This window comes from Campylobacter parajejuni, from assembly GCF_046764905.1.
Classification (GTDB): Bacteria; Campylobacterota; Campylobacteria; order Campylobacterales; family Campylobacteraceae; genus Campylobacter_D.
In genome coordinates this window covers 229736-243523 of record NZ_JBKORB010000002.1, presented here as the reverse complement: position 1 = coordinate 243523, position 13788 = coordinate 229736, and the positions used below count along the sequence as shown (strand labels likewise).

The 13788-nt window shown below is 35.4% G+C and carries 14 protein-coding genes, 1 tRNA gene and 1 pseudogene; all 16 read left to right on the top strand.

Going from position 1 to position 13788, the window contains the following annotated elements; genetic code table 11:
• Positions 1–6 precede the first annotated feature (6 nt).
• Positions 7–1311 carry an MFS transporter gene (locus ACLL8X_RS02915; RefSeq protein ID WP_411989457.1) on the top strand — a complete coding sequence of 435 codons (1305 nt, stop codon included), beginning with the start codon at positions 7–9 and terminating at the stop codon, positions 1309–1311.
• Positions 1295–2080 (top strand): SDR family oxidoreductase, encoded by a 786-nt coding sequence (locus ACLL8X_RS02910; protein ID WP_411989456.1) that lies wholly within the window; start codon positions 1295–1297, stop codon positions 2078–2080. The genes ACLL8X_RS02915 and ACLL8X_RS02910 overlap by 17 nt, the downstream gene beginning before the upstream one ends.
• Positions 2081–2091: 11 nt before the next feature.
• Positions 2092–3333, top strand: a complete 1242-nt coding sequence (fucP, locus tag ACLL8X_RS02905) for an L-fucose:H+ symporter permease (RefSeq protein WP_411989455.1) — start codon at positions 2092–2094, stop codon at positions 3331–3333.
• Position 3334: 1 nt separating this feature from the next.
• Positions 3335–4084, top strand: a complete 750-nt coding sequence (locus ACLL8X_RS02900; protein WP_411989454.1) for an amidohydrolase family protein — start codon at positions 3335–3337, stop codon at positions 4082–4084.
• Complete coding sequence (locus ACLL8X_RS02895; protein WP_411989453.1) at positions 4085–4402, top strand: L-rhamnose mutarotase; 318 nt, start codon at positions 4085–4087, stop codon at positions 4400–4402.
• A gap of 12 nt (positions 4403–4414) precedes the next feature.
• Entirely contained in the window at positions 4415–5854 is a 1440-nt protein-coding gene (gene aldA / locus ACLL8X_RS02890) for an aldehyde dehydrogenase (RefSeq protein ID WP_411989452.1), read from the top strand.
• A gap of 99 nt (positions 5855–5953) precedes the next feature.
• Entirely contained in the window at positions 5954–7180 is a 1227-nt protein-coding gene (locus ACLL8X_RS02885) for a Cj0814 family flagellar-dependent secreted protein (RefSeq protein ID WP_411989451.1), read from the top strand.
• A 230-nt stretch (positions 7181–7410) separates the two neighbouring features.
• Positions 7411–7797 carry a 30S ribosomal protein S12 gene (rpsL, locus tag ACLL8X_RS02880; RefSeq protein WP_002782934.1) on the top strand — a complete coding sequence of 129 codons (387 nt, stop codon included), beginning with the start codon at positions 7411–7413 and terminating at the stop codon, positions 7795–7797.
• 68 nt (positions 7798–7865) lie between these two features.
• On the top strand, positions 7866–8336 hold the full coding sequence (gene rpsG, locus ACLL8X_RS02875; protein ID WP_411989450.1) for a 30S ribosomal protein S7: 471 nt from the start codon (positions 7866–7868) through the stop codon (positions 8334–8336).
• Between the two features lie 12 nt (positions 8337–8348).
• On the top strand, positions 8349–10424 hold the full coding sequence (fusA, locus tag ACLL8X_RS02870; protein ID WP_411989449.1) for an elongation factor G: 2076 nt from the start codon (positions 8349–8351) through the stop codon (positions 10422–10424).
• 28 nt (positions 10425–10452) lie between these two features.
• Positions 10453–10529 (top strand) — tRNA-Arg (locus ACLL8X_RS02865).
• 16 nt (positions 10530–10545) lie between these two features.
• Positions 10546–10695 carry a hypothetical protein gene (locus ACLL8X_RS02860; RefSeq protein ID WP_411989448.1) on the top strand — a complete coding sequence of 50 codons (150 nt, stop codon included), beginning with the start codon at positions 10546–10548 and terminating at the stop codon, positions 10693–10695.
• Between the two features lie 2 nt (positions 10696–10697).
• Complete coding sequence (locus ACLL8X_RS02855) at positions 10698–11399, top strand: tRNA1(Val) (adenine(37)-N6)-methyltransferase (protein WP_411989447.1); 702 nt, start codon at positions 10698–10700, stop codon at positions 11397–11399.
• Positions 11389–11762 (top strand): annotated as a pseudogene (locus tag ACLL8X_RS02850) (YkgJ family cysteine cluster protein). The gene ACLL8X_RS02855 and the pseudogene ACLL8X_RS02850 overlap by 11 nt, the downstream one beginning before the upstream one ends.
• Complete coding sequence (locus ACLL8X_RS02845; RefSeq protein WP_411989446.1) at positions 11735–13012, top strand: tetratricopeptide repeat protein; 1278 nt, start codon at positions 11735–11737, stop codon at positions 13010–13012. Before ACLL8X_RS02850 ends, ACLL8X_RS02845 begins: the two are co-directional and overlap by 28 nt.
• On the top strand, positions 13009–13785 hold the full coding sequence (gene trpC, locus ACLL8X_RS02840) for an indole-3-glycerol phosphate synthase TrpC (protein WP_411989445.1): 777 nt from the start codon (positions 13009–13011) through the stop codon (positions 13783–13785). Before ACLL8X_RS02845 ends, trpC begins: the two co-directional genes overlap by 4 nt.
• The last annotated feature ends 3 nt before the right edge of the window (positions 13786–13788 follow it).

Below are 13788 nucleotides of genomic sequence, written 5' to 3'. Positions count from 1 at the left end.
TGAAAGATGAGAGCCTTAACTTCCAAAGAATTAGAGCTAGTTTGTAAAAAAATTTCGTGGCGTATTTTGCCTTTGATTGTTTTGATGTTTTGTCTGGCTATGCTTGATAGAACCAATATCAGCTTTGTCAAAAGCCACATAGAAATTGATGTGGGTATTAGCAATGCAGCCTATGCTTTGGGAGCGGGGATTTTTTTCATAGGCTATGCTCTTTTTGAAGTGCCTTCAAATTTGCTTTTGCATAAATTTGGGGCTAAAATTTGGCTTTCACGCATTATGATAACTTGGGGCTTGGTTACTATGGCGATGATTTTCATACAAGGAGAAAAGAGCTTTTATTTTTTGCGTTTTTTGTTAGGACTTAGCGAAGCGGGTTTTAGTCCGGGCGTGATTTTGTATCTTAGCTATTTTTTTCCGCCCCAGTTTCGCTCTAAGGCTTATGGAATTTATCAAATGGGCGTTCCCATAGCCTTCGTTTTTGGTTCCATACTCACAGGAGCTATTTTAGAGTATATGCCTGAAATTTATTTTAAATCTTGGCAGTGGATGTTTATTTGGCAGGGTGGTTTTACTGTGCTTGTAGGTATTTTTGCCTTTTGTTATTTAAGCTCACATCCAAAGGACGCTAAATGGCTGAGTGTGGAAGAGAAAAAACTTCTTTTAACGCACTTAGAATTTGCTAATACCAAAGCACAAGAGCATTCTGTGGGAGCTACTTTTTTAAATCCTTTGGTGTGGTGCTTTGTTTTTGTGTATTTTTGCATACAGCTAAGTATTTATGGAGTGCTTTTTTATCTGCCTAGTAAAATAGCTGAGTTTTTAGGCATTAGTATAGGCTTTGAAGTGGGGCTTTTGAATGCTCTTCCTTGGGTGGTGGTCTTCTTTGCCTTGCCTTTTTTAACCGCTCAAGCGGATAAAAGGCGTTTGTGGAATCTTTTTGCTTTGATTTTACTTTTTTTAGGAGCTTTGTTTCTTTTGCTTTCAAGCCTTATGCCTAATCTCATTAGTTTTTTGTTTTGCATTAGTTTAGCAGCGGTGGGATTTATAGTTATCCAGCCTATTTTTTGGAATTTACCCACTCAGGTTTTAAAGGGCAAATCAGCTGCCACAGCTATTGCATTAATAGGCTCTTTGGGAAATTTAGGTGGCTTTGTAGCGCCAAATCTTAAAAATTACATAGAAGCGAACTTAGGTCAGGAATGGGGGCTGATTATCCTAGCCTTAATAGCCTTTTTGGGCGTTTTTATGCTTTTATATTTAAAAAGAACTTTACAACTTGATAAGGGAGAAAATAATGGATTTAAAAATTAAAAACAAAATTTGCATCATTACAGGGGGTGCTAAGGGTATTGGGCTAGGCATTGCCAAACTTTGGGCTTTAGAAGGAGGCATTCCTGTGGTTTTTTCGCGTTCTATGAGTGAGAAAACTTTGCAAGAATTGAAAGCTTTAAATGAGAATTTTAGCTTTTATGCTATTGATTTAAAGGATTTTGAAAGCATAGAAGGCTTAGTGGATGAGGTGGCTAAGAAATACGGCTCTATTTACGCACTGGTTAATAATGCAGGGGCTAATGATAATTTACATATTGAAAACACCAGCACAAAGGATTTAATCAAGTCTTACGAAAACAATCTTTTTCATTATTATACTTGTGCAAAAGCCGCTTTGCCTTATATCAAAAAAGAGCAAGGTAGCATACTCAATATAGTCAGCAAAACAGGACTCACAGGACAGGGTAGAACTTCAGCCTATGCCTCAGCTAAGGCAGCTCAAATAGGCTTTACAAGGGAGTGGGCTTGTGCCTTTGCTAAGGATAATGTCAGGGTTAATGCTTTAGCTCCTGCTGAAGTGATGACCCCACTTTATGAAAAATGGCTGAATAATTTTGCCAATCCTAAAGAGCAGTATGAAAAAATCGCTAAGGCTATCCCACTAGGTCACCGCTTTACGACTATTGAAGAGATAGCTTACACGGCTGTTTTTACGCTTAGTCCTTTAGCTTCGCATACCACAGGGCAAATTTTATTTCCTGATGGGGGCTATGTGCATTTAGATAGGGCATTAAACTGGGATGAATAAAAGGAGAAAAAATGACAAGTTCAAAAAATATTAAAATTGCTATTATTTTGGTTACTTCGCTTTTCTTTTTATGGGGAGTGAGTTATGGACTTATTGATGTGATGAATAAGAATTTTCAAAACCATCTTCACATCACTCAGCACGAAAGTGGCTTTTTGCAGTTGGCTTATTTTGGGGCGTATTTTGTGATAGCCTTGCCAGCGGGGTGGATAGCGAGTCGTTATTCTTATAAAATGGGTATTATTTGCGGACTTTTTCTTTATGCTTTGGGGTGCTTACTCATCATACCTGCGACCAATGCGGCTTCTTTTAGTCTTTTTTTATTTGCTTTTTTTATATTAGCTTGTGGCATAGGTTGCTTAGAAACCAATGCCAATCCTTATATGGTTAAGCTAGGCGATGAGAAAAATGCGAGTTTTCGTATCAATGCGGCTCAAAGCTTTAATGGCTTTGGGCAATTTGTAGGTCCTTTAATAGGCGGGGCTTTGTTTTTATCTATTACCAAGCAAGAAGAAGGAGCCAGTGCTGAGCAAATTGAAAGTGCATTGTTAGCCAATATGGGTAATGTTCAGCTTGTTTATGTGGGTATAGCGGCTGTTGTTGGGCTGATTTTAGTGCTTTTTGTGTTGAATAAAATTCCAGAAGGTGAAGCAGTAAGCAAGGACTTTGCTAAGGATGATAAGAGTAAGCCAAGCGGAGTTTTTAAACACGCACATTTTAATTACGGGCTTTTAGCGCAGTTTTTATATATTGCCAATCAAGTCGCAGCGGGGGCGTTTTTTATCAATTATGCTGTGGAACATTTTGCAGGATTAAGCGATAAGCAAGGGGCGTATTATTTTAGCGTAGCCTTAATAGCCTTTATGCTGGGTAGAATTTTAACCACGCCTTTGATGAAATTCATTAAGGCAGAGCATATTTTAGGCTTGTATTCTTTTATCAATGTGCTAGTATGCGTAGGGCTTTATTTTGCTAGTGGCTTTTTCTCTGTGCTTTTACTCATAGCCTTGTTTTTCTTTATGAGTATATCCTTTCCTACTATTTTTGCTGTATCGACTAAGAATTTACCCCTTAATCAGGTCAAGCTAGGCGGCTCACTTTTGGTAATGAGTATAGTAGGCGGGGCGATTTCTCCTATGATTATAGGTGCGATTAATGATAATTTTGGCACCGGTGTGGGCTATTTGGCAATGGCACCTTTATTTTTATATGTGGCTTGGTATGGCTTTTTGGGTTCAAAAATAAGGGCTTAGTATGCAAAAGATTTTTGATTCACACTTGCATTTGTGGGATTTGCAAAGACTTAATTTAACTTGGCTTGAGAATATGCCTAGCCTTAAACGCAATTTTTGCTTAAAGGATTTACAAGATGCTTATGAAGGCTTTGAATTCTTAGGTGGGCTTTATGTGGAGACAAATTGTGATGATAAAGAAGCCGAAGCTCGTTTTGCCTTTGAGTTGCAAAAGCAGGGTTTAAAGCTTTGCTTGGGAAGTTTAGAGCAAGGAATAAGTTCTTTTAGACAGGTTTTACACGCTGATGAAAAGGGAGCTAAAAGGCTCCAGCTGCGTGAATTTAAAGAGCTTTTGAAAGAGCTTGAAAAAAGAAAATTGCCTTTTGAAGCTTGTGTGAAAAGCGAAGATTTGAGCCTTTTAGAGCAAAGCTTAAGGGATAATAAAGAGTTTAAGATTGTTTTAAATCATTTTGCAAGTCCTAAAATTTCGACATTTAATTCTTATAAAAAGGATTTAAAAAATTTAAGTCAGTATGAGAATTTATGGATAAAACTCAGTGCTCCTGATGTGTTTGATACTCAATTTGCCAAAGAAGTTTTTGCCTTTTTAAAGGAGAATTTTAGTGAGCATAAATTGCTTTTTGGCAGTAATTTTCCTGTGGCAAATTTAAGTCCTAAGCAGTGGGTGGAGTGCATTTTGCAAAGTGAAGTATTTGAAAATTTAGACGGCATTTTTTATCAAAATGCTTTAACTTTTTACAAAGGAGGTTGAGTGCAAAGATTTGGACAAATCATAAAAATCAAAAAAGAAAAAATAAAAGAGTATAAAGAGCTTCACGCAAAGCCTTATGATGGGGTTTGTAAGATGATTAAAGAATGCAATATACAAAATTATTCCATCTATTTATTTGGGGAATATTTGTTTGCATATTTTGAGTATGTGGGTGCTGATTTTGAAGCGGATATGGCTAAGATGGCAAGGGATGAGACTACGCAAAAATGGTGGAAAGTAACGGACCCTTGCCAAATTTCGCTAGGTTTTGCTGGACAAAAATGGCTGGATATGGAAGAAGTGTTTCATTTAGACTAAAAAGGAGAGAAAATGACGACTTATTATAATTTTATCGACGGGGAATTTGTGCCACATAATGGGGAATTTATCGAGGTTTTAAATCCTGCGACTAAGGAAGTGATTTCTAGGGTGGCAAGTGCTTCTTTAGAAGATACACAAAGAGCCATTGATGCGGCTAAAAAAGCACAAAAGGCTTGGGAAGCAAAAGCGGCGATTGAAAGAGCTTCTTATTTGAGAGAAATAGCGAATTTAATACGCAAGAATGCTGATTTTTTAACCGATGTTTTGATGCAAGAGCAGGGCAAAGTAAGAGCTTTGGCTAGTGTGGAGATTCATTTTACGGCGGATTATTTTGATTATACAGCAGAGTGGGCTAGGAGGTATGAGGGCGAAATCATACAAAGTGATAGGGCTAATGAGCATATTTATTTGTATAAGAGTGCTATTGGGGTTATTGGTGGAATTTTGCCTTGGAATTTCCCTTTCTTTCTCATCGCTAGAAAGATGGCACCTGCTCTACTTACAGGCAATACCATAGTCATAAAGCCAAGTAGCCAAACACCTAATAATGCCTTTGAATTTGCCAAGCTTGTTTCACAAAGTTCGTTGCCAAAAGGCGTGTTTAACCTAGTCGCTGGTAAGGGTAGTGTGGTAGGACACGAACTATCTAGCAATGAAAATATAGGTATGGTAAGCCTTACAGGAAGCGTTGAAGCGGGGGTTAAGGTGATGGAAGCGGCTGCTAAAAATATCATCAAGGTTTCTTTAGAACTTGGGGGTAAGGCACCTGCCATAGTGTGTAAGGATGCGGATATTGATTTAGCCGTAGAAGCGATTAAGGCAAGTAGGATTTGTAATAACGGGCAAGTTTGCAATTGTGCTGAGAGAGCCTATGTGCATACAAGTGTTTATGATGAATTTGTAGATAAATTTGTAAAAGCGATGAGTAAGGTAAGCGTGGGAAATACCTTAAAGGGTGATTTTGATATGGGACCCCTTGTCAATCAAGCTGGACTTGATAATGCCCTAGCTATGCTTGAGCGTGCTGTTGCTAAAGGAGCGGTTGTAGAATGTGGGGGAAAAGTTACGGATACGAGTGGGTATTATTTTCCTGCGAGTGTTGTTACTAATGTTAAGCACGAAGATGAGCTTATGCAAAAAGAGATTTTTGCCCCTATTTTGCCTATTGCTAAATTTGACACGCTTGATGAGGTTATTGCTAAGGCAAATGATTGTGAATATGGGCTTACAAGCTCTATTTATACGCAAAATTTAGACATAGCGATGAGAGCGAGCAGGGAGCTTAAATTTGGTGAAACTTATATCAATAGAGAAAATTTTGAAGCCATGCAGGGCTTTCACGCAGGTTTTAGAAAAAGCGGCATAGGCGGAGCTGATGGCAAACACGGCTTAGAAGAGTATTTAGCCACTCATATGGTGTATTTACAATACAACACAAATAAACAATAATCCTTAATCCTATCTAAATTTAGATAGGATTTTGCTTATACATAATATTTTTTATTTGCCGATTTACCCTATAAAAATTTCATTTATAGGATGGCAAAGATGATTAATGGTATAAATTCTTATTCAAATTATAATTACACAAACGCTTTAAATAACAATACTTCAAATACAAAATCATCTAATATTGCAAACGATAACTTAAACCTTGTAAGCGATAAAACTCAAGCAGTCAGTAAAATCTTAGGCTACTCAGTGGATAAAGATGGCTTTTTCACAAGTGATTTTAATGAAGCAGCAGGGATACCAAAGGATTATAAAATTTATGCTAAAGGTGTGGAAAATTTAGCTAGTTATATAACCAACCTTAATTTTAAATCTTTTACCAGTATAGATATTGCTAAAAGCATAGGAAATGCCTATAAAGTTTTTTCACAACTTATTGATGAACCGAATGGAAATTTTACTATTGAAGATTTAAATAAAATCCCTTTAGGATTTTATTATGATAAAAAAAGTTTTCAAGTAACTAATATTTTTCAAACTCAAAAAGAGTTCGAAAATGCTTTAAGTGCCAACAATGATTTGCAAATCTATCAAAATTCTAAACAGTTGGCATTAAGCTTTCCTAGTTGGAACGAAAAAGCTCCTAGTGATTATATCAAAAAGAACGATGATATATTTGCTCCAAGCTCTCACATAGATATAGGACAATCAATCTATAAAAATGATAATGGCTTTATAGGCAAGGGTGGCGTTTTAATGGCATTCTTTGCAGGCATGTCAGGTCAAAACCCTCTTATAGAAGGCGAAACAACCATATCAGGAAAACTTAATGGCTATGATAAAAATATGGGTCAAAGTCAAATAGAGGACTTGAATGAATTTATAAAACAAAATCCCATTAATTATGGTATAACAGGAGATATAGGAACGGATTTTACAAATATTTTAAAACTTAAAAGCAATATTAGTGATATAAATGAATTTAAAAAACGATGGCTAGAAATGAAGGCTAAAAGCGATGCTATGGGGGATAAATATAAAGCTGAAATAGCAGAGCAAAAGCTAGTCTATGCTGAAAACGATAAAAACCCAGATGAAAAACCCTTCAAAGCCATTCAAGCAGAAAGCAAAAACAAAGAAACTTATAAAGATAATGATATAAGAAATGAATTCCTAAAAAAGCTTTTAGAAAATAGCTTTAATAAGGCTAAAGAATTAGAACTTCTTTTGGGTATAAAAATAAGCGATGAAGACACAGAGAACTTTAACAACTTCCTTTTAAAAAAGAATTTGCAAAATAAAAGTGTGGATATAAGAGTGTGAGACATTAAAAACTTTAGTTTAAAATAAAATCAATCTTTGCAAAAAAAGAGTGTCAAAAATTCTTTTAATATTGCAGCTATTTCTTAGGTAAATTTTTAAGAGCTTTTCTTTAGCATTTGCCTTATTTTTGGAAATTTCACAAAAAGATTTAAATAATTTCTAGTTTATATTTTTGTAAGTAAAATTGAGATAAAATCCTAAGTTTATTATTTTTAAAGAAAGGAATGAATGTGCCAACCATAAATCAATTGGTTAGAAAAGAGCGTAAAAAAGTTTTAGAAAAATCTAAATCTCCAGCGCTTAAAAATTGTCCGCAAAGAAGGGGAGTTTGCACTAGGGTTTATACTACAACACCTAAAAAACCAAACTCAGCGTTAAGAAAAGTTGCCAAAGTAAGACTTACAAGTGGCTTTGAAGTGATTAGTTACATAGGCGGTGAAGGTCATAATCTACAAGAACACAGCATTGTTTTAGTGCGTGGGGGTAGGGTAAAAGACTTACCGGGTGTGAAATATCACATTGTCCGCGGTGCTTTAGATACAGCCGGCGTTGCTAAAAGAACGGTTTCTCGTTCTAAATATGGTGCGAAGCGTCCTAAAGCAGGTGCTGCGAAGTAAAAAATAAGACAGACAAATCCATTAGATTTGATTTTGTTTGAGTAAAATTTTAAATTTGAAGGAAAAAAATGAGAAGAAGAAAAGCTCCGGTAAGAGAAGTCTTGCCAGACCCGATTTATGGTAATAAAATAATCACAAAATTCATTAATTCTTTAATGTATGATGGCAAAAAAAGCACAGCTACAACTATTATGTATGGTGCTTTAGAGGCTATTGATAAAAAAGGTGGCGAGAAAAAAGGTATTGATATTTTCAACGATGCGATTGAAAACATTAAGCCTTTATTAGAAGTAAAATCTCGCCGTGTAGGTGGGGCAACCTATCAAGTTCCAGTGGAAGTGCGTCCTGCTAGACAGCAAGCTTTGGCGATTCGTTGGATTATTTCATATGCTAGAAAAAGAAGCGAAAGAACTATGATTGAAAAATTAGCGGCTGAACTTTTGGATGCGGCTAATAGTAAAGGTGCTTCATTTAAGAAGAAAGAAGATACTTATAAAATGGCTGAAGCAAATAAAGCTTTTGCTCACTATCGCTGGTAAAAAGGAGAAAAAATGTCTAGAAATACTCCTTTAAAAAAAGTTAGAAATATCGGTATTGCCGCTCACATTGACGCGGGTAAAACGACTACAAGTGAGAGAATTCTTTTCTTTACGGGTATGAGTCATAAAATCGGCGAGGTGCATGATGGGGCTGCGACTATGGACTGGATGGAACAAGAAAAAGAGCGTGGGATTACCATCACTTCTGCGGCGACTACTTGTTTTTGGAAAGACCATCAAATCAATCTTATAGACACTCCCGGACATGTGGATTTTACAATCGAAGTTGAAAGATCTATGCGTGTTTTAGATGGGGCTGTGGCGGTATTTTGCTCAGTAGGTGGGGTTCAGCCTCAAAGTGAAACCGTGTGGAGACAGGCTAATAAATACGGCGTTCCAAGAATAGTTTTTGTCAATAAAATGGATAGAATCGGTGCAAATTTCTACAATGTAGAAGAGCAAATTCGTAACCGCTTGAAAGCTAATCCAGTCCCACTTCAAATTCCAATTGGTGCTGAAGATAATTTTAAGGGCGTGATTGATCTTGTAACGATGAAAGCCTTAGTTTGGGAAGATGATACTAAGCCAACTGATTATGTGGAAAAAGAAATTCCAGCCGAACTTAAGGAAAAAGCAGAAGAATATCGCACTAAGATGATAGAAGCTGTAAGCGAAACGAGTGATGAGCTTATGGAGAAGTATTTAGGCGGAGAAGAATTAAGCCTTGAAGAAATTAAAACAGGGATTAAAGCGGGATGTTTAAGCCTTTCTATCGTTCCTATGCTTTGTGGCACAGCCTTTAAAAATAAGGGCGTTCAGCCTTTACTTGATGCTGTTGTGGCTTATTTGCCAGCTCCTGATGAAGTGGCTAATATCAAGGGTGAATACGAAGACGGCACGGAAGTTTCTGTGAAATCAACTGATGATGGTGAATTTGCAGGACTTGCCTTCAAGATTATGACTGACCCTTTTGTAGGACAGCTTACTTTCGTGCGTGTTTATCGTGGTTGTTTGGAGAGCGGTTCTTATGCTTATAACTCAACTAAGGATAAAAAAGAAAGAATAGGTCGTCTTTTGAAAATGCACTCTAATAAAAGAGAAGAGATTAAGGTGCTTTATGCGGGTGAAATCGGTGCTGTTGTAGGATTAAAAGATACGCTTACAGGTGATACACTTGCGAGTGAAAAAGATAAAGTTATCTTAGAAAGAATGGATTTTCCAGATCCAGTTATTTCTGTTGCAGTTGAACCAAAAACTAAAGCAGACCAAGAAAAAATGTCTATTGCTTTAAATAAACTTGCCCAAGAGGACCCTAGTTTTAGAGTTTCTACAGATGAAGAAAGCGGTCAAACTATCATTTCGGGTATGGGTGAATTGCACCTTGAAATTATCGTTGATAGAATGCTTCGTGAATTTAAGGTTGAAGCCGAAGTAGGACAACCTCAAGTTGCTTATAGAGAAACCATTCGTAAAGTTGTTGAGCAAGAATACAAATACGCTAAACAATCAGGTGGTCGCGGACAATACGGACATGTATTCTTACGCCTTGAACCACTTGAGCCGGGCAGTGGCTATGAATTTGTTAATGACATCAAGGGTGGGGTAATTCCTAAAGAATACATTCCTGCTGTGGATAAGGGCATACAAGAAGCCTTGCAAAATGGGGTTTTAGCAGGTTATCCAGTAGAAGATGTGAAAGTAAGCGTGTATGATGGAAGTTATCACGAAGTGGATTCTTCTGAGATGGCTTTTAAACTTGCTGCTTCTATGGGCTTTAAAGAAGGTGCTAGAAAAGCAGGTGCTGTAATCTTAGAGCCTATGATGAAGGTTGAAGTGGAAACTCCTGAAGATTATATGGGTGATGTGATAGGGGATTTAAATAAGCGTCGTGGTCAGGTTAATTCTATGGATGAAAGAGGTGGAAATAAAATCATCACAGCATTTTGTCCTTTGGCTGAAATGTTTGGATACTCCACAGACCTTAGAAGCCAAACTCAGGGTCGTGCGACTTATTCTATGGAATTTGACCATTATGATGAAGTCCCTAAGAATGTTGCTGATGAAATCATCAAAAAAAGAAATGGTTGATTTTTAAGCGGGATTTTTCCCGCTTTGCGTCCTCGTAGCTCAGCAGGATAGAGCGCAAAATTCCTAATTTTGAGGCCGTGAGTTCGAATCTCGCCGTGGACACCAGTTTATAAGGCTTTATATGATAAAAACTATTTTTTTTATGACTTTTGTAATTTCTTTTTTGGTGGCACAAAGCCCGACAAATTTTAAAGAAGATGATAATATAACAAAAGAACAAAATATATTTAAAGAACAGCCTCCAAAACGCATTAAAATTCCAACGCATTAAATATGTCAGATTTGATTACGCTAACTCAATTAGCCAAGGGGTATCGTTATAATAGTGATTCTTTGCTTCTAGCTGATTTTATTTTAAAACAAGGCGTTAGAAATAATATTCTTGATGTGGGTGCAGGTTGTGGGATTATAGGCATTTTGCTTAAAAAAAATATTACAAATTTAAGTTTATCTTTGATTGATATTCAAAAAGAAAATATAGAATTAATCAACAAAAATTTAAAATCCAATCAAATACAAGCCGATGTTTTTCATAGCGATTTTGCCGAGTTTGAAAGTATGGAAAAATTTGATTTTATAGTTTGCAATCCCCCATTTTATAGACAAGAAGCCTGCAAGAGTGAGAATAGGCATAAAAATATTAGCAAATTTCAGGAGTTTTTACCCTTGCATAGCTTTTTAACTAAAGCAAATTCCATACTTAAGCCCAATGGAACTTTGTATTTTTGCTATGAAGTTTTGGCTTTAGATGAGCTTTGTTTTATTTTAAAAGATATGAAGATGAAAATGACAAAACTTTGTTTTGTCCATACTCATCAAAACAAAAAAGCAAGGCTTGTTTTAATACAGCTAAAAAAAGGTTCAAAATCGCCCTGTGAGATTTTGCCCCCTTTTTTTGTATATGAAAATGAAATTTTAAGCAAACAAATGCAAGAAATTCACTTAAGATTTAGGTTAAAAAGTTATGATATTTGATAAAAATTTTTCTTATGCTTTTGATGAAAATGCTTGTGAAAAATGCGGTGGAAAGTGTTGCACTGGAGAAAGTGGTAATATTTTTGCGAGTAGGGAAGAATTAGAAGCGTTAAGAAAACATTTAAATTTGCAAAGCAAGGAATTTGCTAAGAAGTATTTAAAAAAATGGGTTTTAGAATGAGTTTTAAAGAGCTTGCGTTTGAAGAGGGTTTTGCTTGTATTTTTTTCGACACTCAAAAAAGAAATTGTAGCATTTATGATTTTCGCCCAAGGCAGTGCAGGACCTTTCCGTTTTGGGAATATTTTAAGACACATCAAAAGGAATTAGAAAAAGAATGTATAGGAATTTGTTATTTGTCTTAGTGGCTTGTTTTTTGGTTGCTTGTGGAAATTCAAAAAACACTATTGTTTATGCTGATTATACCAAATACAAGAGTAATGATTTTGATTTAAGAGTAATGAAGGCTTATAATTACGAGTATTATAGACAATATAAAGAAGCCACAGTTGCGTTTTTAGAGCTTTATAAAGACTACAATAATAGCCATTTTTTAGAAAATGCTTTTTTACTTGCCTTGATTAATAATCTTGATGAGCAAACAGAGTTAAATGATTTGGCAAAGCCTTATTTAAATAGCAATGACAATCTTAAGCGGCTTAGTGCTCTTTATGCTTTAAATTCAGACAATATTAACGATGCCCAAAAACTCATTAAAGAGCTTTTGGCAAAAAAAGATGATGACCCCAGAAATTTAGAGCTTTATGGGGATATTTTAGTGAAAAAAAATGATTTAAAAGAAGCTGTAAAATACTATAAATCCGCTTATTATCAAGTGCAAAATGAAGAAATTTTATTTAAGCTTATAGGAGTTTATGCGATTTTAAATGATACTTTAAATATCAAAAATATTTTAGAATTTTCAAGAAAGACAAATGGCTGCACCCTTAAAACTTGTGTTTTACTTGCTAAAATTTATTTTGATGAGAAAGATATAGAAGCGTTAAAAAGCCTATATGAAGAACTTTATAAGCTTAGTGGGGATAAAACTTTCGCACTGGCTTTAATAGAGCTTTTTAATTCTCAAGGTCAATTTGAAGAAGCTTTAAAAATCGCTTTAGAGTATGATTTAGACCCTGATATTAAACTTGCTTTGTATCAAAATTTAAAACGCTTTGATGAAGCTAAAAAAATGAGTTTAACGCTTTTTGATAAAACAAAAAATAAAGAATACCTTTTAAAAGCTGCAATTTTCGAATTTGAAGCCGCAAACGCAGCTAAAAAAATAAGCCCAAAAATTCTTAATTCGATTAAGGAGAAATTTGAACTTGGCATTGATAAAGACAGCAATGCTTTGTATTTAAATTATTATGGATATTTACTTATTGATTATGATTTGGATGTGAAAAAGGGTATAAAGCTAGTTGAACTTGCCCTAGAAAAAGAACCGCAAAATTTGTATTATTTGGATTCTTTGGCTTGGGGATATTATAAATTAGGCTCTTGTAATCAAGCGTGGGAAGTTTTAAAACAAACGCTAAAGGATAAAGAATTTGCAAATTCTGATGAAAGTAAGGCTCATATAAAAGCGATAAAGGCGTGTTTGAAACTATGATATTAGAGAAAATTTTTCAAAAAACAAAAGAAGATTTAAAAGAACGCAAAATAAAACTCCCTTACGATATGCTAGGGCGTTCTTTGGCTTCAAATCCTTTTTTTCCTAAGGATGTGATAGGGGCTTTAAAAAGAGTGGAAAAAGAAGTTAAAATCATCGCAGAAGTGAAAAAAGCAAGTCCTAGTAAGGGTGTGATTAGAAAGGATTTTGAGCCTTTAAATATCGCTTTAAATTATGAAAAAAACAAAGCTGTGGCGATTTCTGTTTTAACAGAGCCGCATTTTTTTCAAGGTTCTTTAGAATACCTAAGTCTGATACGCCGCTATACGCAAATTCCTTTGTTAAGGAAGGATTTTATTTTTGATGAGTATCAAATTTTAGAAGCTTTGGTTTATGGTGCTGATTTTGTGCTTTTAATCGCTAAAATGTTAAGTATGAAAGAGCTTAAAAAACTACTTGAGTTTGCAAGGCATTTAGGACTTGAAGCTTTGGTTGAAATTCACGACACCCAAGATTTAAGCAAGGCTATTTTTGCTGGAGCGGATATTATAGGTATAAATCATCGTAATTTAGAAGATTTTTCTATGGATATGAGTTTATGCCAAAGGCTTATCCCACAAATTCCCAATTCAAAAATCATCATCGCAGAAAGTGGTTTGGAAGATAAGGAATTTTTAGAGCATTTACAAAATTTAGGTGTTGATGCTTTTTTAATCGGTGAGTATTTTATGCGTCAGAGCGATGAAGGAAAGGCTTTAAAAGCTTTGCTTTGAAAG

Coding starts and splice junctions, on each gene's coding strand:
- ACLL8X_RS02845 (WP_411989446.1), top strand. CDS start 11,735: ATGTATAGGAATTTGTTATTTGTCTTAGTGGCTTGTTTTTTGGTTGCT.
- trpC (WP_411989445.1), top strand. CDS start 13,009: ATGATATTAGAGAAAATTTTTCAAAAAACAAAAGAAGATTTAAAAGAA.
- fucP (WP_411989455.1), top strand. CDS start 2,092: ATGACAAGTTCAAAAAATATTAAAATTGCTATTATTTTGGTTACTTCG.
- ACLL8X_RS02915 (WP_411989457.1), top strand. CDS start 7: ATGAGAGCCTTAACTTCCAAAGAATTAGAGCTAGTTTGTAAAAAAATT.
- ACLL8X_RS02910 (WP_411989456.1), top strand. CDS start 1,295: ATGGATTTAAAAATTAAAAACAAAATTTGCATCATTACAGGGGGTGCT.
- aldA (WP_411989452.1), top strand. CDS start 4,415: ATGACGACTTATTATAATTTTATCGACGGGGAATTTGTGCCACATAAT.
- fusA (WP_411989449.1), top strand. CDS start 8,349: ATGTCTAGAAATACTCCTTTAAAAAAAGTTAGAAATATCGGTATTGCC.
- ACLL8X_RS02885 (WP_411989451.1), top strand. CDS start 5,954: ATGATTAATGGTATAAATTCTTATTCAAATTATAATTACACAAACGCT.
- ACLL8X_RS02855 (WP_411989447.1), top strand. CDS start 10,698: ATGTCAGATTTGATTACGCTAACTCAATTAGCCAAGGGGTATCGTTAT.
- ACLL8X_RS02860 (WP_411989448.1), top strand. CDS start 10,546: ATGATAAAAACTATTTTTTTTATGACTTTTGTAATTTCTTTTTTGGTG.
- ACLL8X_RS02900 (WP_411989454.1), top strand. CDS start 3,335: ATGCAAAAGATTTTTGATTCACACTTGCATTTGTGGGATTTGCAAAGA.
- rpsG (WP_411989450.1), top strand. CDS start 7,866: ATGAGAAGAAGAAAAGCTCCGGTAAGAGAAGTCTTGCCAGACCCGATT.